Source organism: Hymenobacter qilianensis (genome assembly GCF_014489555.1).
Classification (GTDB): Bacteria; Bacteroidota; Bacteroidia; order Cytophagales; family Hymenobacteraceae; genus Hymenobacter; species Hymenobacter qilianensis.
In genome coordinates this window covers 4,350,184-4,374,628 of sequence record NZ_CP060784.1, presented here as the reverse complement: position 1 = coordinate 4,374,628, position 24,445 = coordinate 4,350,184, and the positions used below count along the sequence as shown (strand labels likewise).

Below are 24,445 nucleotides of genomic sequence, written 5' to 3'. Positions count from 1 at the left end.
GGCTTTGCTATTGCTTTTGTTACTTAACAATAAACTCCCGCACACAGTCAATTACATACTGCTGCTCCTCATCTGTCAGATCCGGGAACATTGGCAAACTCAGACAGTGGGCGTAGTACGCCTCAGCATGTGGGAAATCCCCGTTTTTCCAACCCAACTGCTGATAATAAGGCATCGTGTGGACCGGAATGTAGTGTACCTGCGCAAAAATCTGCCGCTCGCGCAGGAAGTCATACAAGCCTTTACGATCCTCAATCTGAATTACGTAGAGATGATAAGCATGACCCGATTCCGTGGCCAATGAGCGTATAGGAGGCATTCCGGCAAAGGCGGCATCGTAGCGGGCGGCTAGTGCGCGACGACGAGCAATACCTGCATCAGCTCGTTGGAGCTGGCTGATTCCCAGCGCCGTGAGCATGTCCGGCATCCGGTAATTATAGCCCAGGGTTTGCATCTCGTAATACCAGCCGCCGGGGTTTTGCTGAAGCTGCGCCGGATTTTTGGTGATGCCGTGGGTCCGCAGCATGAGCAGCTTCTCGTAAAGATCCGGGCGGTTAGTCGTAATCATGCCGCCCTCGCCAGTGGCAATGTGCTTGACGGGATGAAAGCTGAAAATGGCTAAATCGGCAAAGTTCCCGTTGCCGCAGCGCTGCTCGTTGCCTGCCGAATCCAGAAAAAAGCCCCCCGGCGCGTGGCAGGCGTCCTCAATCAGCCACAGCCCAAACTCATCAGCCAACGCTCGCGCTGCCTCCATATTCACGGGCAGGCCCGCAAAATCGACGGGAATAAGGCCGTGAAAATGCCCCCTAGGGTGACTTTCCAGCAACCGCCGCACTTGCTGTAAGTCGATGAGCGCGGTGGCGGGGTCGATATCGGCAAAGTGAACCTCGCCGCCGCCATAAAGCACGCAGTTGGCGGAGGCGGCAAACGTGATAGGCGTGGTAATGACGCGCTGACCGGGCTGCACGCCCAAAGCCAGCGTACACAGGTGCAAAGCCGCCGTGCCATTGCTTACCGCCACCGCATATTTGGCCCCGATATAGGCCGCAAATTTCTCTTCAAACTCTGCCACCTTCGGTCCCTGTGTCAGAAAATCGGACCGAAGCGTATCGGTTACGGCTTGTATATCGTCTTCCGTAATATGCTGGCGGCCATAGGGAATAGCACGTGAGGGCTGAAAGGTAACGGAGGCGTTAGTCATAGTCTGGTAAATATACACAGCCCCGGCGCTTGATGTGGCACCCGGATCTGTGCAGGTTGTGTGGTTGGCAAAGCTGGTAGCCTGAAACAAAAAATGCCGCTCTTAATTGCAGAGCGACATTTTTATATAACAAATGGTTGAGCTGGCTATGCCTTAAATGTTGGATCTACGTGCAGGCGAATTTCCTCCCGAATCTGCTCCGCGTTCAGCCAATGGTCATTATTAGCCGAATCATAATAGAAGCCGTCGGGCACGCGGCTACCTTTGAAATGACGAATAAATTCTTCCACATCCCACTGCGGCGTATAAGGCAGAATGACGTAGTACCGATCTAGCTCAACTGTGCTCAGCGCGTCGGTTTCGGTTATCATCGCTTCGTGCAGCTTCTCGCCAGGGCGGATGCCGACTACCTCGTGCTTGCAATTGGGGCCGATGGCTTCGGCAACCTCCGTGATTTTGTAGCTGGGAATTTTGGGGACAAAAATTTCGCCACCCCAGGCGTGTTCCAGCGCATACAGCACCAGATCGACGCCTTCTTCCAGCGAAATGTTGAAGCGCGTCATGTCGGGGTGCGTGATGGGCAGCACACCGGTCTCGCGTTGTTGCAGGAAAAACGGCACTACCGAGCCCCTGGAGCCGATTACGTTGCCGTAGCGCACAACGGAAAAGCGCAAATCGCGCGCGCCTTTCATGTTGTTGGCGGCCACAAACAGCTTATCAGAGCAGAGCTTGGTGGCGCCGTAAAGGTTAATGGGCGCGGCGGCTTTATCGGTGCTGAGGGCCACCACTTCCTTTACGCCGCAGTCGAGAGCGGCATTAATGACGTTTTCGGCCCCGAAGATGTTGGTTTTGATACACTCCATCGGGTTGTACTCGGCAGCCGGCACTTGCTTGAGGGCGGCGGCATGCACCAGCATATCAATACCCTCGCAGGCCCGCTTAAGGCGCTCTGCATCACGTACATCGCCAATAAAATAGCGAATAGCCGGGTACTTGGCGTGCGGAAATATCTGCGACATTTCGTACTGCTTCAGCTCGTCGCGCGAGTAGATCACCAGGCGTTTCACCTGCGGAAATTTTTCAAACACCGTGCGCACGAACTGCTTGCCGAAAGAGCCCGTACCACCGGTAACCAGGATAGATTTGTTGTTTAAATCGAGTGCCATAGAAAGACAAAGAGAGGCCAGCCATCCGGAAAAAGACGCTGGGGGGCAAAAGTAGGCAATCCGCGCCGGGGTTGCGTACTTTTGCTGTAGCGCGACCCAAAGGACGGCCCGAGCCGACTTTCAGCTCGGGTATCATTGCTGACTGACGCGCTACTACAAGGATGATTGTTCAACGATACGCGGATTGAAAGTTCGCGCTACTCCTGCTATGCCAGCCCACCTCCCCGAACCTATCAAGCTCATTATCTGGGATCTGGATGATACTTTCTGGCGCGGTACGCTCTCGGAAGGAGCCGTGGAGGCTATTGCCGACCACCTGGAATTGGTGCGCGCTACGGCACTCCGCGGCATTGTGCATACCATCGTTTCCAAAAACGATTTTGCCGCCGCCGAAGCCAAGCTGGTAGAGCTGGGCATTCGTGACTTGTTTGTTTTTCCGCGAATAAGCTGGCAGCCCAAAGGTCCGATTATCAAGGATTTGCTGGCTCAAATGCAGCTGCGGGCACCTAACGCTCTGTTTCTGGACGATAATCCGATCAATCGGGCCGAAGCACAGTTTTATAACCCCGAATTGCAGGTAGCCGACCCCACCGATCTGCCCCAAATTGCTCCCCAGCTGCTGCTCAGCGGCAAACCCGACCCCGGCCTGACGCGCCTGGAGCAATACAAGCTGCTCGAACGCCAGCAGCAGGCCCGGTCTGCTTACCAGGACAACCTGGCGTTTCTGCGCGATTCGCAGGTGCGTATTGAGTTTCGGGAAGGAGCGGCCGTGCAAGCTGATCTGGGCCGTATCGAGGAGTTGATTAATCGCTCCAACCAGCTCAATTTCACCAAGAAACGCGTGGCGAAAGAGGCGTTGGAGGCCAGCTTCACGGATGCAGCGTTGCGCTGGGGCACTGTGCGGGTGCGCGACCGGTTTGGCGACTATGGTTTGGTAGGCGTGTACTGCCTGAACAAGCCGGAAAACAGGCTAGAGCAGCTCGTATTTTCCTGCCGCATCCTGCATCTGGGAGTTGAGCAGTTCACGTATGCCTGGCTGGGCTTCCCGGCTTTGGAGGTGCAAGGCGAAGTAGCTACCGAGTTGAACGCTCGTGAGAAGCCCGAATGGATAACCATTGATTCTGAAGCGGCGACGCCCCAGCTCGCGAAAAATAGTGGGGGGCAAACTCAGGATAAAAATGCCCCCAGCTGCGCGTATTGCTGAAAGGTGGCTGCGATTTGGGCCAATTGACTCCCTTCTTGCAGGCCTTCGCTATCGAAGTAAACGAGGAGTTTAACTACGTAAACGAGCACCAGATTCCGGTGCACGTGGAGCACACGGCGTTGCTACGCTTGGGCCGCGAATTGCCCCCCGGCGAGCAGCAGCGGCTAGCGCGCGCGCTGCCATTCCTGGGCGAAGAAGCCTTTGCCACCAGCCTGTGGTCGGCGGAGTTTCATGCCCTGGTTTACAGCCCGCTCATGGACTACACCCAGGAGTTGTATCGCGAGAAAACCACGGGCATCGCTATCCCCTTTGGGGGCTACCACAATATTATAGCCGCAGATCCTGCGGTGCAGGCTGGCAAGTACGCCCAGCGCCGTTTCCGCGGAATGGACGAAGCGTTTCTGCGTCGATTCGGGGCGGAGTTTGCGTTTGGGGGGCAAATTTCGTCCGCAGATTTCCAGGAAAACCTGCGTTGGCTGCGGAGTCAACTGCCGGCCACAATTCCCATTTTCTTCCTCAATGGCGCCGAAATAGAAGTGCCCGGCAGCGCCGAAACCGGCGCCGCCCAGCGCCACGCCCAAATGAATCAGGCCCTGGCGGAGTTTGTCGCTACTGCCGATAACTGCTTCCTTATTGATGTGCGCGACTTTGTGCGTACGCCCGCCGACGTTACCAATAATCTGCGCCACTACCAGCGCGCTCATTATCGCACGCTTGCCCAGCGCCTGGCCGAAGCGCTTGGCGCTTGGCAGGGTCGCCAGCTGCCCCGCTCTGCCTGGACTGATTTGCGGGCGCAAGTAGCTAGCCGACTGCCAAGTAAGCTGCGCAATGCCTGGGAAAAGATCCAGAAGTAGAAAGCCTATTTTATCAGCTTAGCCAACTTCTGCGTCAGGGCCCGCCGGGAGTATTGTGCATGATTGATGGCCGGCAGATCGAGGTTGGAATTGATGCGCCAGGCGGCAAACAAGCTGTCCAGATGGTCGAGCATGCCGCTGTAGGTATCGTAGGGGAGGGCGCGGCCGGCCCCGCACTCTTCCAGCAGATTATCAGCATCGGAACCGACGGGGCCAATGCAGATGATAGGCTTGTTAGAGGCCAGATACTCAAATACTTTGCCTGGCAGAATGCCGAAGTTGTGCGCTACGTCCGGGATGGCCATGAGCAGCGCTGTAGACCGCAGCAAGTAGCCCACCGACTCATCGTGGGGCACAAAAGGCACAAACTCGGTGTGCTTGCCTAATCCAACTTCCCGAATCTGCTCCTGCACGCCAGCCGACACGGTGCCCACGAAGCGCAGCTTGAGTGGCACATCCGGGTGGCGCGTGGTGCAGGTGGCGCAAGCCGCCAGAAACAGCTCGATATGATACGTCTCGGAGATGGTGCCGGTGTGGGTAATCAGCAGACAATCAGTGGGGGGGCGCTGGGCTCCCGGAAGTCACTTTCATCGTAGCCGTTGGGCAGCACGTGAAATTTGCTGGCCGCCAGGCGCGGCGACTTACCCAAAAACAGACGCTTGGTGTCGGGGCTGGTTACCAGCACCTCGTCGGCTTGCTCCAGCACCTGGCGCTCGTACCAGGCGTCGAGCCAGCGGGCGGGCGGGGTGTGGTTTAGCTCTTTGTAGTAATAAATGTCCGTCCAGGGGTCGCGCATGTCGGCTATCCAGCGCAGACCGTAGCGTTTTTTCAGCTCCAAGCCAATGAGCTGGGTGGAATGGGGCGGGCTGCTGGTCAGCACGGCATCGAAAGTGTGGCCTTGGGCCAGTAGCTCGGCGCACTGCTGCAATACGTGTTTGTTCCAGCCCCGCCGCGGATCAGGAATGAACAGGTTGCCGCGCAAAAACTTGAAAACCTGCTGCTGGAAGCTGCTTTTGCTTTCGTTGGCGAAGCCGCCGTGCGGAATCTGTTTGCGGCCGGTGAGCTTTTTATAGGAATCGAACGGCTCGCTGGTATTCGTACGAAACACGCGCACACTGGCCGGCACTTCCGCCGCCAACGACTCATCAATTACCGGGTAAGCTCCCTGCGACGCATCGACGGTAATAACCGTGGGTTCCACACAAAAGCTTGGCAGGTGCTTCACAAATTTCAAGCTGCGCTGCACGCCCGCCCCGCCGGATGGGGGCCAGTAATAGGTAATAACCAGCAGACGCAGGGGCTTGAGGGGCATTTTAAAGCAGGTTTGAGAACGCGAAGGTACGTAGCCGTGGGCTTTCAGGGTTTTTTGGGTTAATTTTGGGGAAGCGAACTTGCCGCTGCCTGCCACTGAGCTGCCTGACGTTTCTTTGTCAGCAAGTTCGCTACACTAGCACCATCCTACTCACTACATCACAAGATGTTCGATAATCTCTCTACCAAGCTCGATCGGGCCTTCAAAACCCTGAAAGGTCAGGGTAGCATCACCGAAATCAACGTCGCCGCGACCATCAAGGAAATTCGCCGGGCACTGGTTGATGCCGACGTGAACTACAAGGTGGCCAAGGAAGTCACCGACAAAATAAAGGACGAGGCCATGGGCCGCGACGTGCTGACGTCGGTTTCGCCGGGCCAACTCATGACCAAAATCGTCTACGATGAGCTAACGCTGCTCATGGGCGGCGAAAAAGAAGATGTGGTGCTCAAGGGCGACCCGGCCGTGATCTTGCTGTCGGGCTTGCAGGGTTCGGGCAAAACCACCTTCGCCGGCAAGCTGGCCACGTTCATAAAAAAGCAAAACCGCACCGTCCTGCTCGTAGCCTGCGACGTGTACCGCCCAGCGGCTATCGACCAGCTGAAAGTGCTGGGCGAGCAAGTGGGCGTGGAAGTGTACTCGGAGCCGGAGAACAAGAATCCAGTTGAGATTTCACTGAACGGCATTGCTTACGCTAAGAAAAACAACAAGAAGGTAGTCATCATCGACACCGCCGGCCGCCTGGCCGTGGACGAGCAGATGATGCGCGAAATTGAGCAAGTTAAGAAGGCCATCAACCCGTCCGAAACGCTGTTCGTGGTCGACTCCATGACGGGTCAGGACGCGGTGAACACAGCCAAAACCTTCAACGACCGCCTCAACTTCGATGGCGTGGTGCTTACCAAGCTCGACGGCGACTCGCGCGGTGGCGCCGCACTTTCCATTCGGGCCGTGGTGGAGAAGCCCATCAAATTCATCTCGACAGGGGAGAAGATGGAGGCGCTCGACATGTTTTATCCCGACCGCATGGCCCAGCGCATCCTGGGTATGGGCGACGTAATTTCGCTGGTAGAGCGCGCCCAGCAGCAGTTCGATGAGGACGAAGCCAAGCGCATCAACCAGAAAATCCGCAAGAATCAGTTCAACTTCGACGACTTCCTCTCCCAGCTGGAGCAGATCAAGAAGATGGGCAACCTGAAGGACTTGGTGGGGATGATTCCGGGCATGAGCAAGGCTATCAAAGACGTTGATATTGACGATGATGCTTTTAAGCCTATTGAGTCCATTATCAAAAGCATGACTCCTAAAGAGCGCGCCCAACCCGAGCTATTGAACGGCTCGCGTCGCCGTCGCTTGGCCAAAGGCAGTGGCACTGATATTCAGCAGGTTAATAACCTGATGAAGCAATTCGAGGACATGCGCAAAGTCATGCGCACAATGAACAAGATGAGTAGCACGAAAGGTGGTATGCAGCAAATGGCCAAAATGATGGGCATGCGCGGCGGCATGAAATAAGCTGCCTGAACTTCACAAAAAAGCCCCCCAGAAACTTTCTGGGGGCTTTTTCATGCTTTAGTATTCCGTTCGTGCTTCGTGCTCTTTCCAAGCTGTAAAGCCTTCTTTGGCTTCAGCCCCCAGGAATGCTTGCATCGGGATTTGTCGCTCATTCAGCGGCTTCTCTATCTCGTCGTAAATAAACTGGTCGTCGAAGCCAATAGCGGCGGCATCCTGCTTGGTGTTGCCATAGAATACGCGGCGCGGGCGGGCCCAATAAATGGCTCCCAGGCACATGGGGCAGGGCTCGCAGCTCGTGTACAGGTCACAATCCTGAAGCTGGAAGCTGCCCAGAGCTATACAAGCCTTGCGAATGGCGTCCACCTCGGCGTGGCAGGTGGGGTCGTTGGTGCTGGTGACCTGGTTGAAGCCGCGCGCGATAATCTGGCCGTCTTTCACGACTACAGCCCCAAACGGGCCGCCGTAACCAGCCTGCATTTTTTCAACCGATAAGCGAATGGCTTCGCGCATAAATTCTTCGCGGGAGCTTCCATAGTATAAGAGGGAAAGGAGAAAACTGACTTTGGCGGGGAGAAAAAGCCCCCAGCAATGAAGTTACAGTGTCTGGGCTTATGGAAGAATAAAGTCAGAATCATCAGTCATTTACTTCCATATAACCTGTTGACTGCTAGTAAAGAAACTATATAAAGTAAAGGCAATAAAAAAGCCCCCTGATTATTCAGGGGCTTTTTTAGGAAACACGGGCTATAGCCCCGATTTAGTTGCGAACTAAAGGCAGAGCCACATTCACGGCTGCTCCGCGTACTCGCACAATGTAGGAGCCATGAGGCAGCGCCTGCACCTGCAATGGGTGTTCCTGCTGACCAGTCAGCGTCAGGATTTGCAGGCTGCGGCCCGTCAGATCCAGCAGTTGCACCTGGTAGCTGCCAGCCGGTAAGCCAGTTAAGTCAAGCGTGGCATTGCCCTGAGTTGGGTTGGGGTACACCGACACGTCAACTTTCATAGCGCCAACGAACTTCACCGTCCGCACCGGGCTGAACGTTGCTGTGCCATCAAAATCCAGCTGCTTCAGGCGGTAGTAAATCAACGTACCCAAACGAGCCGCTCCAGCATCCGTGAAGCTGTATTTAGACGGCTGTGTGCTGGTTCCTTTGCCGCGAACGGTGCCAATGGCGCTGAACGTCAAACCATCGAGTGAGCGCTCTACTACGAAGCGGTCATTGTTCAGCTCCGTAGCCGTGGCCCAACTCAGTTGAGCATCCTGACGTGCGGCGATAGCCTTGAACTCCTTCAGCTCTACTGGCAACGGACGCACAATCGTCACGTCTTCGGCCGTGCTGGAAGCAGCAGCATAGTTGCTGCCTGGTACTATCCCTCCTCCGGCGAAGGTGGCATTCGGTGACACAGTACTCGTAGCCGTGAGGCGGGTAGGATCGAGGAAGCGAACAGTTGCAGAAGCCTGATAAACAGTGTTATTGACAGCAGTGCTGGCAATAGTAGCCCGGAAGGATATTCTGAGCGTAGCACCAGCCGGGATAGTTATATCACCGAACGTTGGCGTGCTTGTGCTGCTGGCTGGAGCAGTATAGCTAGTATATGGTGAAGGGCTGCCATTAGCAGGCGTCAGTGTCACAGTGGGAGCCACCGTGTTATCATACTTGAAGAGGTCAACTGTTAATGCTGTTTCTACACTTACGCTTGTTGCCGCTCCACCCGTATTTGATATAACAAGTGCATAAGTAGCAGGATTTACTGCGTCGCCACTACGTGTAACGTTGGGAGTAGTAGTAGACAATGCAGCAGTAAGCGTCGGTAAGCAAGAGCCAGCCCCGGCAATGTTGTTAGTAGGAGCGGTAGTAATGATGTCAGCTGTAGAAACGCCTGTGCCAGCAGTTGCACCAAAATTGCCGCCATTGGTAGTGCCAGATGCTCCGGCCGTTCCAGAAAAGCCGCCCGTAGCTAGAGTGCCGTTTGAATAGGCTAAGCCGCCGCCGCCGCCGCCGCCAGGACCGTACTCTGCTCCTCCATTATTGGCATCACCGCCATTACCACCATTTACCTGTACAGTAATTCCGTTCAATCCATTGGCTACCGTAGCAGGAGGTGTTGAGCGGAGAAGTATGGTACCACCAGCGCCGCCACCGCCGCCACCAGAAGTGTTACCATTAGCTGTTGGTGCATTACCACCGTTCGATACCAATGAGCCTGTTCCGCTGATAGAACCAGTTTGCAGCATAATAATACCACCGCCAACACCGCCGCTGCTAGCAGTAGCATTTGCATCATTGGTAGAACCTGCGCCACCACCGCCGCCTAATACAAGGCGAGAAATAGAGGCATCTAACGTGGATGCGCCATTCTCTGCTCTTAACCCCCTGCTACCGTTACTTGATCCAAAACCGTAGCCACCAAGACCACCATTTGCTCCGTTGCCCCCACCAGCGCCACCAGCATTGCCAGAGTTATTAGCATTGACGATATCCTCGCCCTTTTCTTTACCAGTTGTAACACCATAGTCAGTGGCTCCACCACCGGCATTTCCAGGTGCGCCGGCTCCGTTACTGCCACCGAAGTAACCATCAATACCGCTACCATTTATAGTATTGGTAATAACGGTTGTGCCATTGAAGATATTAAGGGGTGACCCGGCAGTGCCTTCCCCTTTTGAGCCGTGCGCCAAAGCAGCAGCAGTCACATAAGCATCTCTATTTGCAGCTTGCCCAGTATAGCTCACGCCACCGCCGCCACGGAATCCTTTGGCTGTCATATTAATAGAGGCATTGGTTGTGAAACGCGTTTGGCCTGCTACGTCCAGCACAAGTACACCGCCAGTTGTACCGTTCCAGGCTGGGCCGCTTAAAGTGCCTGTAATTGTAACAGAAGAATACTGTGGAACGCGGATAACCTGAAAGCGACGCTGTGATGTAGTGCTGGTACCCGTTGCATTGCTCTCATATTGGTTGGCTACTCCTTTCGCCAGAGTCAGAATACCGCCAGTTAGGGGCACATCATTCGTGGCAATGGCATATTCATACTTGCCGGCTGTGTAGGCAGCATCATTGGTAATTGTACCATAAGAAGCCGAGTTATCGGTAGTCATGGTGGCTCCCTGCATCTGCATAATCAGTATTAGGTCACCGCTACGGATAGGAGTTGTTCCTGCTGCTGCACCAAGGGTAATGCTGGCTTGATTAGCCGCAACGATAGTCGGGATAGCTACAGGGAAATAAGTATTAGGTACTGAAATAGCAGTAAGTGCACCAACACCATCCTTACCAGGAGTAGCACAAGCTGTAGCCACATTTGCAATGCCACTAACGGTAGTAGTTATAGTAGCTACGTTGTTGCTTGAGGTAGGGTCAGGTACGCCGGAAGTGAAGCTTGCTGTGCCTGTGAACGAGCCTGCCGTGCCTGGGGTAGTAAAAGTTACGGCATTGATAATAGCTGGATCATTGGCAAGTAAGCTGGCTACAGTAGCAAACGTAATAACCTGCTCGCCACCGACAGTAGCAATAGTAGCACCTGCGGGCAAACTGATATTGTTGACTGTAGTAGGCAGACGCAAGGTTGGCACTACGTTGAGGGCGGTTTCTAAACCTAAATTGCTTGTAGCTACAGTGTAGGTTACCCGCGCGCCTGGATTAGCAGTAGCTGGTCCGCTCACGCTGCTCGCTAAATCGGCTCCGCTTACGTCTACTGTAATAGTAGCTTGGTTAGAAAGCGTATTAAGAATATCGCGGATAGTATAAGGAGTAGTAACGACGCCTGCAAACGTACTGAGGGCGCTAAACGTGACAACTCCTTGTGCATTTACAGTGAAAGTGCCTTTGCCCGGAACAGTCAACGTCTGCTCGATAGCAGCAGTAGAAGGATTTAAATCCACCGTGGCCCGATCCAGGCTGCTGCCAGGAGCCTCATCATTGGCGGTTACGTCAAACGATGCCGCCGTTCCGTAGCGCGTGCCAAACCGATCATTGTTGGCGACTGTTGGGCGCACAATCGCCAGATTACGAATCTCGTGCACGTTGTTTGAGCCACCAGTAGAGCCTGAAAAACCAATACGCAGGGTAGGCGGTGGAGGCGGAAGCTCAATATTGCTTAAAGCTGTGGTTACCGTATTTCCGTTCTGAATGCGAACCGTAATGCGGTAGGCTGTGGAGCCGTTGTTATTAATAAAGGGGATAAAATCGATGAAAGCGCGCCGATAGTCTCCGCTTGTTTCCTGTGCACGTGCTGTTGTTACGTCCAAGTTAAAAGGTAACTGGCCGCTGCTGGCAAGATATGGGTACTCGGTTGCGGCGGTTCCATTACCTCTACCACGGATGGTAATAGCACTTGGAGTAAGACCATTAGTAACTAAGCCACCCGAGCGACCTTCGCTGGCATTAGAAAAGTTGCCATACTCATCAATGCCGATGCCCACGTAGCCATTCGATACGCCGGGGGTTATAATGGTAGGCGTGTTAGCGTCTCTAATACGCTGTGCGTAACCGAGGGAGCCGCCATCAGCACCAATTCGGAAGACGCTAGTGGCACCATCGATCAAGTAAACGCTGAAGCCGTCAGCGCCGCTCGTAGAGGTTTTGCCGTAGGAAAAGAACTCAAAAGAAATGCTGAATCCTTGGGGAGCTGGAAATGCGCTTTGGTCAATAGCTGTTCCAGCTTGATTATTGATTGCATCGGTAAGCCGTAGATAACCAGTGCCGGTGGTGCCAGTACCTGTAAGCCGAGCGGTTCCAAACAGGTCGAAACCAGCGGCGGTACCATTCTTAAATGACTCGACTCGCGGGAACTGTGCCTGCGCTCGCTCTCCAAATGCTAATAAGAATAACGATGCACCTGCTATTCGCAAGAGCTTTCTAACAGTATCCGACCGTCTGGAGAAGGGGGTAAGAATTGTTTTCATGAAAAATAAATAATAGTGGAATTGATTTTAAACCAGAGCAAAGAAAGCTCCGGAAAGTGCCCTAAAATTGCACTTTGTTAGAAAAATGATGGATATTTGTTCATATAACTAGCTATGTAGCAGGTCAGTATAAAATATTCTAAATAAATACACATTGATAATATTCGTCCTGTATTCTATAAACATTTTAATAATTCAATAAAAACTTTAGTACATGATATTCTAATATCGATTATCATAATAAATGAAAAATACTTTATTTCTGGCCCGATGCTTGCTCATTAGTTCTTCGAAAGAATAGTTTTTTTAGGTGTTTTGGTTGTGGAAAGGGACCTCGCTCAGCGGGGTCTTTTTTTTGTGCTTTAGTTTCAGCCTTTATTGCGTATTTGACATAGAAAAAGCCCCCTAGGTATGTCTGGGGGCTTTTTCTGTGTCAAACGAGATAATGAACTAGTGAATTACCCGAAGCTGATACTTAGGTTCGGTGCCGGTAGCGGTAGGTATTGTGAAAGCACCCACGCGGCTGGGGCCATATCCCAGGTTGACTTTTACAAACTCGTCGCGCACGGGCAGTAGCTCAATAATCTCGCGACGAAGCAGATCTAAGTCAGTAATCATGTTATTGAGGCGCTGCTGTAGCTCATCAGCGTGCTGATCGAAACTACCTGTAGGGGGGCGTTGCTCAAAGCCGTCGGCGGTGGGGGTAAATCTGACGTTGACAGCGAGCGGGCTTCTATTTGTGCCTTTTCCAATTCTTCCTCAGCTTCTAGATAGGCTTTGACTTTTTCTTCGAGTGGAATAAGGGCCGGATTCAGGTAGTCAAGGTTGCTGGCCATAATGGGATAAAATGAAAGTGGTGTTGTCTTTACAACGCAAATTGCAAAGGCAAGGATGCAATCTTGAAACAATAATACCCGGATACTAAAGAATAGGAGAGACTAAAAAACGACTTATGCCTTCCTAAGAATGAATAATTATTTTCAGTATTAAGCGTGTTGTGTAACTAAATAGTGCGATGATATCTTAAACGCTTAAGAATAATGTATCCTTTATCAATTGCTGCTCGTAGGAAAACACCGACATGAATTTTATTTTTTGTTGGTGTCATAATTAATGTTTTCTTTTGCCAAAGAAATTAAATTATTCCCCTTTCAAATCCCTCCAAAATGGCCGCAGCAGATTTAAACAAACTACAGCAACTTCTTCAGAATGCGGAAGATAATGAGATGGTACTAGCCCAGGTTCGTAAGAACATGGAAAAGCTGACCAGCCTCATCAGCGAAACCAACGCGTTGCTGGATCCATCTTTTACCCCCGAGCGCAAAGAGCGCAAGCCCCGCGCCGCTGGCACGGGAACCGGCGGTCGTCGTGGTCGCCCCAGAAAAGAGGCTGCGGCTGAGTAATTAAGCCCCCTGTTGTATAAATTAAGAAGCCCCGGTCTTTACGTTAGACTGGGGCTTCTTTCATAAATTCCCATTATTGTATGAAGATGTTTTTTAGGATATAATGATATGAGAAGGCCTACTGACAAGAAATTTGGCTGATGCTTAGGATCTAATACTGACCGAATTCCTGAAATATCATATCTGACGAATTAGCTTTCTGACTTGTATAAATTAAAAGCCAATGCAGGGAGCTGTTGATATGATTGTATTTTTTGTCTGCTGCCTTGCGTTCCTGTTTTAAAATAATTTATATCCCCTTGAAGCAACTGCGCGTATCTTCAACTTATGACTTCTTCTGTTACTAACTCCGATCCGCTGGGTCACGCATTAACTGCTTATTTGCGTGGTGATAAATCCGCTACGCTTACGGTGCACACCAACGTCAGTGAAGATGAGCCATTGCCCGCGAGTTATTTTTTTCGGTCGCTGTGGGAAATGCCTGAATTAGAGCGTCGCGCCCTGGAAGAATGTCAAGGCAGAATACTGGATTTGGGAGCCGGCGCGGGCGCACATGCACTAGAATTACAAAACCGTGGGTTTTCGGTGCGCGCCCTCGACGTATCGGCCGGCGCGGTGCAGGTGATGGAGGAGAGAGGCGTGCGCGAAGTAGCCCATCACAACCTTTTTGATATTCCTGCCAGCGGCGAACAGTTTGACACCATTCTGATGCTGATGAATGGCTTGGGCCTCGTTGGCACCCTTGATGGACTGGCGCGTTTTCTGAAGCATGCGCGCAGCTTTCTTGCGCCTGGGGGGCAAATTTTAGCCACTTCATCAGATGTCGCCTACCTCTACGAAGACGAAGAGGGCGCTTTGCTCATTGATTTGAATGGCCCTTACTACGGCGAAATAGAGTACGCCATGACATATGAGGGCGAAACGGGCGCGCCTTTTCAGTGGCTGTTTGTGGAGGCCAGTATTTTGCAGGACTACGCCGAAGAAGCTGGCTACGAGATGGAAATCGTTGCTGAGGACGATCAGCAGCAGTATCTGGCCCGTATGACGCTGAGTGCCGGTGCACATCAGGCAAATCAGTAAGCGAGAAAATCTGCATCTACTGCGCAAACGAGATTTTGCCCATCGATACTGCTGGAATACCTGGCCGGCTGCTGCCGAGCGGCGCGTTGCTTCCTGCCAGAGTTTCATTTGCTAACACTGCGAAAAGAACGGCTTCTTTCGCGTCGGGATTGATGCCCAGGTCGTGGGTGGTAAGAAAGCGGCAGTCAGGTAATTGTAAGTGCAACGTCTTCATCAGCACTGGGTTGTGCATACCGCCGCCGCTGGCATATATGGTCAGCGGGGCATCGGAGGTTGGAAAGCAGCGCCGAATAGACGCCACAATGCCCGCCGCGCTAAATTCGACGAGCGTAGCCAGCAGATCGGCAGGGGAGAGACTAACCGAGTTACTGCGTTGCTGGGCCTGCACTACGTAGTCGCGGCTAAATAGCTCCGGTCCAGTGGTTTTGGGGAAGGCCGCGGCGTAAAACGGATGATCGAGTAATGCACGCAGCAGCGGCTCGTGCACCTGGCCTTGGGCAGCAATGGCGCCCTCGGCATCGTAGCTTTTGTCGGGGAAATAAAGCTGCGTAAACGCATCCAGAAGCGTATTGCCCGGACCAACATCAGTCGAGAACATTGCCCCAGCATCAAGGGAGCCAGGCAGAAACGTGAAGTTGGCAATGCCGCCCATATTGAGGAGAATGCGGTCTTCCCTAGCTTTGGAAAACAGCAGATAATCGCCATACACAGCCAGCGGTGCGCCTTCGCCGCCAGCGGCCACGTGCTTTTGCCGAAAGTCGCTGATCGTGAGAATGCCGGTGCGCACGGCTACATGGTCGCCATCACCGATCTGAAGCGTAGCATTCGGAAAATTGGGTTTGCCGTGCTGGCTTTTGGGAGCGTGAAACACCGTTTGACCATGACTGGCGATGCAATCCACGTCCTGGGGGCAATTTTCCAGGCGCGCAGGCAGTCCAGAACTATATCCGCGTGCAGCAGCGCTATCCATGGGTTAAGAAGGCACAGATGCTCAAAGTCGATGGTGCTTTTGGCAAAAACCCGCCTGATTTCTGCTTTCACCGCCTCCGGGTAAGGTACGGTGGCAAAGCGCTCGACCTGCACATGGGTGGCCGGTCCGCTGCCTTCAAACCGGCACAGCGCCACATCAAGGCCATCAAGCGAAGTACCCGACATCAGGCCGATGATACGGCGCTGGGGCTTTTGGGCAATAGTGAAGAGGTTGTGCAGGTTGGGATTCATAGGCAGGTAAATGTGGGGCAAACATTCAGGGAGTCCAAATTGAGAGTAGCAGGAGTGAGGCTGAACGGGCTGTATCAACTGGAATAAGCCTAAAATCTTCGGTGTAAAATGCTAAGTGTCGGTAGTAGGCACTATCTTACCAATACCTATTTCCACGCTTTCTTATTCTTTCTTTCTACCAAATCCCGTTTTATGGTACACCTATACTCGCCCGGAGCGAATCGGTTCCGGCAGTTTGGCAGCACAACTGTTGCCTGGCTAGGGTTCTTGCTGCTGATACTTAGTAGCTCGGCAGCCTGGGCCCAGAATGTTGCTTATACGATTCGGGGCGTGTGACAGATGCCAATGGCGGGGTGGGTGTGCCCGGTGCCACGGTGCGCATTGCCAATACGGTGCTGGCCACAGCCACGGGCGCCGATGGGACTTATGAGCTGCGTGCATCCGTTCGACCCGGCACTTACCAACTGGCTATCAGTTCCGTAGGCTACGCCAACATCACGCAATCGCTAACTCTGGGTACCGAAACACAGATAACTGCCGATGCCACGCTGCGAGAGGATTTGGTAGGCCTTAAGGAAGTAGTAGTGACTGGCAACTCAGTAGCCACCAGCAAGCAACAGCTCGGCAATGCCATCAGTACGGTGAATGCGCGCGAGCTGACTCAGGGTGCCGCCGTCCAGATCGATCAGGCCTTACAGGGCAAAGTAGCTGGCGCTCAGGTGTCGCAGAACTCCGGCAATCCGGCGGGGGGCATTTCGGTGCGGCTGCGCGGCACTAGCACCGTGGTAGGTAGCTCCGATCCGTTGTATATCATTGATGGCGTTATTGTTAATAATGACTCACCAGAGTTGCTCGATTTGGGTGGCTATGCTCAGAACCGCCTCGTCGACCTGAACCCGGCCGACATCGACCGTATCGAGATTATTAAAGGCGCTGCAGCGGCAGCCATTTACGGCTCGCGGGCCTCCAACGGTGTAGTCCAGATTTTTACCAAGCGCGGAAAGGAAGGCAAGCCCTCCGTAACGGTGTCGAGCAATTTTATTGTGTCCAAAATTCGTAAGACGCTGGATGTGAATACGTATCCATTTCGCTTCACTAATACCGTCGCCTCCGATCTGACGCAGGTGCCGGCAGAGCGCTATGACTTCCAGGATCAAATTTTCCGTACCGCCGTTGGCACCGATAACTACGTCTCCGTGTCCGGCGGCAGCCAAGCTACACGCTACTTCTTTTCGGGTTCTTATTTCAAGAACCAGGGCATTGTAGATGCCACCGACTTCGACCGCAAAACGGGGCGTTTGCGCCTCCAGCAAACTCTAACTAACTGGGCCAGCTTGTCGGTGGGGGCAATTATACCCTTAGTGACAGCCGCGAAATCCCGAATGGCGGCCTCGTAACAGCCTACGGCGCACTCACGGGGTTTATCTTCAGCAATAACTTCGTGAATCCTGCTCCCAATCCCGTTACGGGCGTTTATCCCGGCACCAGCCCCAGCAACCTTACCCGCACCAATCCCCTGGAGGCCATCAACCGCTTCGATTTTCGCCAGCGTACTTCGCGCTTTATCGGTGATGTGCAGCTGAACCTGACTCCCTTCGAAGGCTTCACGGCCGACTATGTTTTTGGAGTCGATTCCTATACCCAGCTTGGTACGGCCTTCATTCCGCCCGGCAACACCACCCCAGACTATGCTACTGGTTTTGCGCGCCGCGCTGACCGCACCGTGTTTCAGTATAATAACGACGTGACTCTGGGCTACCGCCGCAACTTTACGGAGTGGTTAGAGTCGACGACCAGCGTGGGGCTACTTGGCAATACGATGAAGTGCAGAGCACCAGCCTCACGGCACAGCAACTGGGTATTGGGGGCAAACTATTAACAATGGGGTTTCTGTGGCATCTGAAGGCCGCACGGAGCGCCGGATAGAGGGCTACTTTGCGCAGCAAACCTTCGGGCTAGGTCAGCGCTTATATCTGACGGGTGCCGTGCGTGTCGATGCGGCATCGCCTTTCTACGATAGGCTCAACAACGACGCCAATTGGCAAACCTATTATAAAGCCAGCGCCTCCTATCTGTTATCGGAAGAAGGATTCTGGAAAAATGGCCCCCTGACTAATTACGTGCCCACGCTCAAGCTGCGCGCTTCGTATGGTCAGTCGGGCAATCTGACCGCCATTGGTGCCTACGATAAGCAAACCAACTATGTGCCCACAAGCGTTGGCGGTTTGTTGGGCGTGTACCGGCCGGCGCAGCTCGGCGACCCACGGTTGGGACCGGAGCGGCAGGAAGAAGTTGAATTGGGCTTCGATGCTGGTTTCTTTGGCGGCCGCATAGGCCTGGAAGCCACGTATTACAACAAGAAGATTAACGACCTGCTGCTCAACCGCACGTTTGAGCCGAGTACCGGCTTTCTTACCGGCCTTCAGAACGTGGGCACCATGACCAACCAAGGTGTGGAAGTGCTGCTGCGGGCGGTGCCATTGCAAAAGGAGAAAGTAGTCTGGAACATAACCGCTACCTATACTCGCAACCGTAACGAGGTAAACGGAATCGAGGGCAACGGTATTTTGCCTTTCGCGGGGGGCTTTGGGCAGGTGGCCGCCGTGAATGGCGCACCCGTGGGCGTGTTTTATAGCACCTACTACGCCCGCAATCCCGATGGTTCTTTGCTGCTGACGCCCGCTGGTTTTCCCCAGCGCGAGTTAGGTGTCAATGGCGTGCCCCAGCGTACGCCCGAAGGCCAGCCCCGCGGCTCCGTGCTGAGCAAGATTATCGGCGACCCCAACCCAGATTATCTCGCTTCGCTTATCAATGAAGTGACCGTGGCCGGCAATCTGAACTTCCGGCTGCAATTCGATGCGGTACAGGGCTTTGACGTGTTCAACTTCACACGGCGCGTAGGTGAGCGTGACCTATACGGCGGCCTCGCGGGCTACGAGCCCGAGTTGCGCGGCGAGGTGCCCAAAGGCACGAGCGCGGTGCTGTTCGGCATTTTTGAAGAATACATTGAGGACGGTTCCTACGTGAAGCTGCGCGAAGCGTCGGTGTCTTACACGCTTACTCCCAAGTTTCTGGGCTTGCAGAATATACGGGCCAGCCTGACGGGCCGCAACCTGCTTGTCTTTACCAACTATAGCGGCTACGACCCTGAGGTAAATGCCGCCGGCCAAAGCACCGTGGTACGCAACTTCGACTTCGTGGAAGTGCCTATTCCGCGCACGCTCACCCTGGGCCTGAGTGCTACTTTTTAACCTGGTCGGAGCGCCTCATTTTTCATCTAGCCTTTACTATCATGAAATCATATAAAAGCCGTTTGGCTACGCTCGCCTTCTGTGGGGGCTTTTGCTGATTGCTCCCGGTTGCGACCTGAATTTGCCTAACCCAAACAACCCCACCGAAGCCGAGGTACTGACTACCCGCGACGGGCTGCTGGCTTTGAGCGTCGGGATGCGTCAGTTTTACGCCAATAGTGCACTGGAGGCCGTTATTCTGACGCCGGGCGCTACGGCCCGTGAGCTACGCGGCATTTCAACCTTTACCAACGTGCTGGAAGTGGAAGCCGGCGGCGCCGACTTGCCCAACAACAACGCCAACATAACCAACTTATGGTCGCGGCTGCTGCGTGTGGCCGGCATGGCGGAAGATTTGACGACCAGCGCACCCACAGTCCTCAGTGCTGATCCTGCTACCCGCGATGCGGTGCTGGCCCACGCCAATCTGTTTCGGGCAATTGCGCTGGGTACGCTGTCGCAGTGCTTTGAGCAGGCGCCGCTCACTACCAGTAGGCAGGGCGGGCCAGCGGCCACGTTTGTGCCCCGCGAACAACTCTTAAGCGAAGCCATCCGCTTGCTCGACGAGGCCCAGCAGCTTATCACCGCTACGCCACCTTCCGCCGATTTCAACACGAAAGTATTGGGCTCAGCCTTCGATTTGATTAACACCATTAATGCATACCGAGTACGCTATACCTTGCAGGCTGGTAACTACGCTGCCACGCTGGCCGCAGCTAATTCCATCGATCTGACCAAGCGTTCGGTTTTTCAGTACAACAACCAGAATCCTAACCCAATCTATCAGTCGGCGGTAGTGGCGCGCAATTTTCGGCCCCGCGAGCTGACGGGCTTTGGGCTGCCGGCAGCGCTGGCTTACCCCAACGATGCGCGGGTGGCTTTTTATATTGGCCAGGAAACTATCAATAACGCCCCCCAACCGGTGGTAACAGGCTTTTTTGCTACCATAAATACCAGCATTCCGGCTTACCTGCCCGATGAGATTCGCCTGAGTCGGGCCGAGGCGCTGGTGCGGAGCGGTGGTAGTCTGGCGGCAGCCGTGCAGGACATCAACGCCGTGCGCACCCAGGCTCCCGGTGCCGACCTGTACGGAGTGGGTGCCAATCTGCCTACCTACAGTGGCCCCGTTACCACGGAGGCGCTGCTATTAGAAATCTATCGTCAGCGCAGTGCGGAGCTGTATCTGACGGGTTTGCGCCTGCCCGACAGCCGTCGTTTTGGCCGTCCGGCGCCGCCTGCTACCGGCACGCCGCCCGCTTCCGCCGAGCGCAACCGTAATTTTTATCCTTATCCGCAGCAGGAGCGTTTGACCAACCCTAACGTGCCCGCCGATCCGGCTATCTAATTTGCCAAAGTCCCTGCTCAAAAAAGCCCCCAGCTTACTTCTGGGGGCATTTTTTGTGACTTCTTAAACCTCCTATTACTGCGCAGGTTACCGGCGCATTGATTCAGGAATCACCGCCGTCAACCAGAAAGGGCCTAATTTGCCCCCAAACTCCGTCAAACGAAAACCCGCTTATTTCCCCGAATGTCTGTTTACGAAAAAACCTTCACCGTGCGCTGGGCCGATATGGACCCCAATGTGCACATGCGTCACTCCGCGTACACCGATTATGCTGCCCAGGTTCGCCTCGATTTTCTGGCCGATCAAGGCTTTACCATACGTCGCTTTGCTGAATTGCGCATTGGCCCCATTCTGTTTCGCGAAGACACCCGTTTTTTGAAAGAAATAGGTATCAGCGAAACCATCCGGGTCACGGCCGAATTGGGCGGGCTAAGCGCCGACGGCAGCCGTTGGCGCATTATTCATTCAATATACAAAGGCGATGGGCGCATGGCGGCAACCGTATCGGTAGATGGCGCGTGGCTCGACCTCAGCCTGCGAAAGCTCACGATACCCCCGGCCGAGATGGTGGAGGCATTTCAGCACGTGACGCGCCATGAGACTTACGCCGATATCGTGCGAGAGAAGAAGGAGTAGCGCTCCGGCTTATGTCGGCTGATTCTCTTTATGAGCTACCACTACCGGCGGTGGCATGGCCGCAACTGCTTGCGCAATGCGACTTACCTGCCGCTGATGGTGCAGCACATGGTCAACCATAAAATCCAGGGTTTGGTAAATAGTAAGCATACCAGACCGTGGATGCTTAAAAATGGCGCGGTTCAAAAGCTTGGAAGGGTACTCATTTAAGGTGCGCTCCAGCTTACGGCGCACGCTTTCCCACTCGGCTCGCAGCATAGGCAAGGGTGGGACCTCATCGGGCGTCAGTCCTTTGAGCTTGGAAGGGGCGGCGAAGCGCAGAAAAGGCAGGCGCAGGAGCACTCGCAGCAAGGTGGACCGCAAAAAGCCCCCACACCTGCTTCCTCCAAATCCTCGGTCTGGGCCAGCTTTTTGTCGATGTATTGATTGATGCCCGTTTCGGAAACCAGCAGGTGGTGCACCACCTGTACCGCCGACCATTGTCCAGGACCGGGCGAGGTGCTGGCTCGTTCGCCCAGCAACTCTACCTGCGCTAGAAGTTGATTAGTAGCTCGTTCAAGCTGCTCAAAACGTAGATTCAGACGATGATTCATGGTTGCAGTGCGCGGGAATGGAAGGTTACGCTCAGCGGCGTAGCTTTGGCAAAAGATACGCAAAATATGCCCCCAAGTAAGTCCTGCATCGTTCGTCAGGGGCGCGAAGAGAGCTGGAAGGAAGTGCCGCGTGTAAAGCCCGCGATTAAATCATGAGTCGGAATAAAGTACAAGATTTCCTGAGCAGCCCACTGGCAGTTGGGTGGCGAATAGCGTTTGTGTGGCTTGTGTATCTGATCTATCTGCCCTTCAACGACTTTCAGGGCGGTAATCTTCAGCATGACGCCGTACAGTATTGGGTAATGGCGGTAAAGTTTCAGCGGCAGCACCAGTCGTTTTCACTGCTGTATTACGACGACCCGCTTCGGGGTATGTGGGGCCGCTGATGATGTTTCCGGCCCTGGCGTTTCGCTTTTTTACCGATTGCTCCATGCTCACGGCCGCCAAGATGCTGGGCTCCGTATGGGCCGCCCTGCTGTTCGGGTTCCTGATTCCTGGCTTATGGACGAGCATTACCGGCTGGCGGATTACGGCAGGACGCTGGCTGCTGCTGGTGCTAGCGGGCTTTATTTTTTGGCGCGACTTCTTCAGTTTTACCCTCACCGACATGCCCGCGCTGGGTACGCTGCTGCTGAGTCTGTGGCTGCTGAGCCGGCCGGGGCTGCTGGCCTGGCTGTTGGCCGGTCTGAGCATTGCTGCTACCTTCAATATGCGCCCCGTATACCTGCTCAGTTTGCTGCCGTTTCTGGGGCTGGCCATTTGGTGGAGCCAGCGACATTCTCCTAAGGCCAATAGTCGGCGCTGGGTTGCCCTGATAGTTGGGATGGCGCTCACCTTGGGCCCGCAGTGGGCTATCAACCGCCTTCATTTTCAGGAAAATACGCCCCTGACGCTGGCTCGAATGGCAGGCCAGAAAGAATCATTTTACTTAAACCAGCTGGCCTGGGGAACCCGCGTGCAGCTTTATGACGGCGCTTTAACGTATCCCGGCGCTTTGCCTTATGCCGACGAGTCGGGAGTGAAGCTGTTTGAGCGATTGAAGCAGCGGGAATACACGTCGTATGGGCAATATCTGCAGCTGGTAACTCAGCAGCCCGTCGATTTTTTCCTGCGCTACGGCCGTCATATCTTCAACGGGCTGGATATCCGATATCCGACTCCTTACCGGCTGACGGCAAATAGCCCGGAATCACTGCCTTTGAAGCTGCTGAATTATGTGCTGATAGCGCTGGCCCTCAGTACTATCCGCCCCAAGCAGTTACGCTGGCAACACTACTGGGTATTGCTGGCGCTCCTGTTGCCTTGTGCCGCAGCTATTCCTATTGCTATGGAGAACCGGTTTTTACTGCCGCTCCATCTGCTTTTGCTCAGTGCAGTAGTATTCCTGTTTTCGCCTTCCGAGTGGTGGCTTCGGTTTCGTTCACGTCCGGCAGTGGGTGTGCTAGCTACGCTTGGGCTAATGCTTTGGGTAGCTGGATGTTGGTGGCTATCGGAAGCGGTAGGTCAAACAATCTGCCCTGGCTGCGTCGGAAAGCTACTGTATTAAGAAAAGCACCCAAAAAAATGCCCCCCAACCGCGACTGGGGGCTTTTTTGGGTTAACTAAGTTTGGGAAGCCCTGCTTTAGGCTTTCTGATACATCACTTCCTTCACTGCCTTTACCGTGCGCTCTACATTCGGCAACGACGCCTCTATGAGGGTTGGCGCGTAGGGTAGGGGCACATCCATGCAGGTGATGCGAACGACGGGCGCATCGAGGTAGTCGAAGGCACGACGCTGAATGGTATAGGTTAGCTCGGAGCTAATGCTGGCCAGCGGCCAGGCTTCCTCTACGATAACGATGCGATTCGTTTTCTTAACCGAGGCTATCAGCGTGTCGTAATCGATGGGGCGCACAGAGCGCAGGTCGATAACTTCGGCTTCTACGCCTTCTTTGGCCAGCTCATCGGCGGCGGCCAAAGCGATTTTCATCATTTTGCCGAAGCTTACGATGGTTACGCTGGTGCCGGGACGAACGACGTTTGCCTTGCCGATTTCCAGCAGGTATTCTTCTTCGGGCACTTCACCTTTGTCGCCGTACATCTGCTCCGACTCCATAAAAATCACTGGATCCGGGTCGCGGATAGCGCTTTTCAGCAAGCCTTTCGCATCATACGGGTTGCTGGGCACTACTACTTTCAGGCCGGGCGTATTGGCAAACCAGTTCTCGAAATTCTGCGAGTGTTGGCTGGATAGCATACCGGCGCTGCCCGTCGGCCCACGGAACACGATAGGAATAGAATATTGCCCCCCAGACATTGAGTACATCTTGGCCGCCGAGTTGATAACCTGATCAATGGCTACCAGCGAGAAGTTGAAGGTCATGAACTCGATGATGGGCAGCAGGCCATTCATGGCTGCACCTACCCCGATACCAGCAAAGCCTAGCTCAGCAATGGGCGTATCAATCACGCGCTCGGGGCCGAATTCGTCGAGCATACCCTGGCTTACTTTGTAAGCGCCATTATACTCGGCTACTTCTTCACCCATCAGAAATATGCGCGGATCGCGGCGCATTTCTTCAGACATGGCTTCGCGCAGGGCTTCCCGGAATTGGATGGTCCGCATAGTTATTCTGGTTAACGAAATCGAAAGGTCAGAGACAGAAAAGCCGGCGCTACACCGGCGCGTAAAGCTACAACGCACAGGGCGCCGGGGCAAATGAAGGATGGAAGAACATA

General features: G+C 54.1%; 23 protein-coding genes and 1 pseudogene. 12 read left to right on the top strand and 12 right to left on the bottom strand.

The window, feature by feature from the left end; translation table 11 throughout:
* Nucleotides 1–19 precede the first annotated feature (19 nt).
* Together pseC and pseB are read right to left on the bottom strand one after the other, a co-directional pair.
* A complete protein-coding gene (gene pseC / locus H9L05_RS19845; RefSeq protein WP_187732374.1) occupies nucleotides 20–1,201 on the bottom strand; it encodes a UDP-4-amino-4,6-dideoxy-N-acetyl-beta-L-altrosamine transaminase in 1,182 nt (393 codons plus the stop codon).
* A 146-nt stretch (nucleotides 1,202–1,347) separates the two neighbouring features.
* Nucleotides 1,348–2,367, bottom strand: coding sequence for a UDP-N-acetylglucosamine 4,6-dehydratase (inverting) (gene pseB, locus H9L05_RS19840; RefSeq protein ID WP_187732373.1), 1,020 nt, complete (start codon nucleotides 2,365–2,367; stop codon nucleotides 1,348–1,350).
* Between the two features lie 208 nt (nucleotides 2,368–2,575).
* Between pseB and H9L05_RS19835 the strand changes: the two genes are divergently transcribed.
* Both H9L05_RS19835 and H9L05_RS19830 read left to right on the top strand, forming a co-directional pair.
* On the top strand, nucleotides 2,576–3,571 hold the full coding sequence (locus H9L05_RS19835) for a hypothetical protein (RefSeq protein WP_187732372.1): 996 nt from the start codon (nucleotides 2,576–2,578) through the stop codon (nucleotides 3,569–3,571).
* A gap of 35 nt (nucleotides 3,572–3,606) precedes the next feature.
* Nucleotides 3,607–4,425, top strand: coding sequence for a hypothetical protein (locus H9L05_RS19830; RefSeq protein WP_187732371.1), 819 nt, complete (start codon nucleotides 3,607–3,609; stop codon nucleotides 4,423–4,425).
* Nucleotides 4,426–4,430: 5 nt separating this feature from the next.
* Here H9L05_RS19830 and H9L05_RS24255 read toward each other — a convergent pair whose 3' ends face one another.
* Both H9L05_RS24255 and H9L05_RS24250 read right to left on the bottom strand, forming a co-directional pair.
* Entirely contained in the window at nucleotides 4,431–4,919 is a 489-nt protein-coding gene (locus H9L05_RS24255; RefSeq protein WP_262892715.1) for a glycosyltransferase family protein, read from the bottom strand.
* Between the two features lie 47 nt (nucleotides 4,920–4,966).
* Nucleotides 4,967–5,737, bottom strand: coding sequence for a glycosyltransferase (locus tag H9L05_RS24250; protein WP_223284588.1), 771 nt, complete (start codon nucleotides 5,735–5,737; stop codon nucleotides 4,967–4,969).
* Nucleotides 5,738–5,902: 165 nt separating this feature from the next.
* On the opposite strand from H9L05_RS24250, the gene ffh reads away from it, so the two are divergent.
* Nucleotides 5,903–7,252 carry a signal recognition particle protein gene (gene ffh / locus H9L05_RS19820; RefSeq protein WP_187732370.1) on the top strand — a complete coding sequence of 450 codons (1,350 nt, stop codon included), beginning with the start codon at nucleotides 5,903–5,905 and terminating at the stop codon, nucleotides 7,250–7,252.
* A 57-nt stretch (nucleotides 7,253–7,309) separates the two neighbouring features.
* Here the strand turns inward: ffh and H9L05_RS19815 are convergent, their stop codons facing one another.
* From H9L05_RS19815 to H9L05_RS19800, 4 genes are all read right to left on the bottom strand, one after another.
* Nucleotides 7,310–7,762, bottom strand: coding sequence for a nucleoside deaminase (locus tag H9L05_RS19815; protein WP_187732369.1), 453 nt, complete (start codon nucleotides 7,760–7,762; stop codon nucleotides 7,310–7,312).
* A gap of 247 nt (nucleotides 7,763–8,009) precedes the next feature.
* A complete protein-coding gene (locus H9L05_RS19810; protein ID WP_187732368.1) occupies nucleotides 8,010–12,158 on the bottom strand; it encodes a T9SS type A sorting domain-containing protein in 4,149 nt (1,382 codons plus the stop codon).
* 450 nt (nucleotides 12,159–12,608) lie between these two features.
* On the bottom strand, nucleotides 12,609–12,776 hold the full coding sequence (locus H9L05_RS19805) for a hypothetical protein (RefSeq protein ID WP_187732367.1): 168 nt from the start codon (nucleotides 12,774–12,776) through the stop codon (nucleotides 12,609–12,611).
* Nucleotides 12,773–12,994: a hypothetical protein gene (locus H9L05_RS19800; protein WP_187732366.1), complete on the bottom strand. Its 222-nt coding sequence runs from the start codon at nucleotides 12,992–12,994 to the stop codon at nucleotides 12,773–12,775. Before H9L05_RS19800 ends, H9L05_RS19805 begins: the two co-directional genes overlap by 4 nt.
* 330 nt (nucleotides 12,995–13,324) lie before the next feature.
* Between H9L05_RS19800 and H9L05_RS19795 the strand changes: the two genes are divergently transcribed.
* Both H9L05_RS19795 and H9L05_RS19790 read left to right on the top strand, forming a co-directional pair.
* Nucleotides 13,325–13,561, top strand: coding sequence for a hypothetical protein (locus H9L05_RS19795; RefSeq protein WP_187732365.1), 237 nt, complete (start codon nucleotides 13,325–13,327; stop codon nucleotides 13,559–13,561).
* A 327-nt stretch (nucleotides 13,562–13,888) separates the two neighbouring features.
* Nucleotides 13,889–14,641: a class I SAM-dependent methyltransferase gene (locus H9L05_RS19790; RefSeq protein WP_187732364.1), complete on the top strand. Its 753-nt coding sequence runs from the start codon at nucleotides 13,889–13,891 to the stop codon at nucleotides 14,639–14,641.
* A 16-nt stretch (nucleotides 14,642–14,657) separates the two neighbouring features.
* Here the strand turns inward: H9L05_RS19790 and H9L05_RS19785 are convergent.
* Nucleotides 14,658–15,796 (bottom strand): annotated as a pseudogene (locus H9L05_RS19785) (anhydro-N-acetylmuramic acid kinase).
* A 398-nt stretch (nucleotides 15,797–16,194) separates the two neighbouring features.
* On the opposite strand from H9L05_RS19785, the gene H9L05_RS19780 reads away from it, so the two are divergent.
* From H9L05_RS19780 to H9L05_RS19760, 5 genes are all read left to right on the top strand, one after another.
* Nucleotides 16,195–17,259: a TonB-dependent receptor plug domain-containing protein gene (locus H9L05_RS19780; RefSeq protein WP_187732363.1), complete on the top strand. Its 1,065-nt coding sequence runs from the start codon at nucleotides 16,195–16,197 to the stop codon at nucleotides 17,257–17,259.
* A gap of 44 nt (nucleotides 17,260–17,303) precedes the next feature.
* Nucleotides 17,304–17,741 (top strand): hypothetical protein, encoded by a 438-nt coding sequence (locus H9L05_RS19775; RefSeq protein ID WP_187732362.1) that lies wholly within the window; start codon nucleotides 17,304–17,306, stop codon nucleotides 17,739–17,741.
* Between the two features lie 13 nt (nucleotides 17,742–17,754).
* On the top strand, nucleotides 17,755–19,113 hold the full coding sequence (locus H9L05_RS19770; RefSeq protein ID WP_187732361.1) for a TonB-dependent receptor domain-containing protein: 1,359 nt from the start codon (nucleotides 17,755–17,757) through the stop codon (nucleotides 19,111–19,113).
* Between the two features lie 91 nt (nucleotides 19,114–19,204).
* A complete protein-coding gene (locus tag H9L05_RS19765; RefSeq protein WP_223284587.1) occupies nucleotides 19,205–20,497 on the top strand; it encodes a RagB/SusD family nutrient uptake outer membrane protein in 1,293 nt (430 codons plus the stop codon).
* A 183-nt stretch (nucleotides 20,498–20,680) separates the two neighbouring features.
* Entirely contained in the window at nucleotides 20,681–21,133 is a 453-nt protein-coding gene (locus tag H9L05_RS19760; RefSeq protein WP_187732360.1) for an acyl-CoA thioesterase, read from the top strand.
* 9 nt (nucleotides 21,134–21,142) lie between these two features.
* Here the strand turns inward: H9L05_RS19760 and H9L05_RS19755 are convergent, their stop codons facing one another.
* A complete protein-coding gene (locus tag H9L05_RS19755) occupies nucleotides 21,143–21,475 on the bottom strand; it encodes a DinB family protein (protein ID WP_223284986.1) in 333 nt (110 codons plus the stop codon).
* Nucleotides 21,418–21,726, bottom strand: coding sequence for a DinB family protein (locus tag H9L05_RS19750; protein WP_187732358.1), 309 nt, complete (start codon nucleotides 21,724–21,726; stop codon nucleotides 21,418–21,420). The genes H9L05_RS19755 and H9L05_RS19750 overlap by 58 nt, the downstream gene beginning before the upstream one ends.
* A 152-nt stretch (nucleotides 21,727–21,878) precedes the next feature.
* Between H9L05_RS19750 and H9L05_RS19745 the strand changes: the two genes are divergently transcribed.
* Nucleotides 21,879–22,112, top strand: coding sequence for a hypothetical protein (locus H9L05_RS19745; RefSeq protein WP_187732357.1), 234 nt, complete (start codon nucleotides 21,879–21,881; stop codon nucleotides 22,110–22,112).
* Entirely contained in the window at nucleotides 22,100–23,272 is a 1,173-nt protein-coding gene (locus tag H9L05_RS19740) for a hypothetical protein (protein WP_187732356.1), read from the top strand. The genes H9L05_RS19745 and H9L05_RS19740 overlap by 13 nt, the downstream gene beginning before the upstream one ends.
* Nucleotides 23,273–23,348: 76 nt before the next feature.
* Here the strand turns inward: H9L05_RS19740 and H9L05_RS19735 are convergent, their stop codons facing one another.
* Nucleotides 23,349–24,332: a pyruvate dehydrogenase complex E1 component subunit beta gene (locus H9L05_RS19735; RefSeq protein ID WP_187732355.1), complete on the bottom strand. Its 984-nt coding sequence runs from the start codon at nucleotides 24,330–24,332 to the stop codon at nucleotides 23,349–23,351.
* Nucleotides 24,333–24,445: the final 113 nt, after the last annotated feature.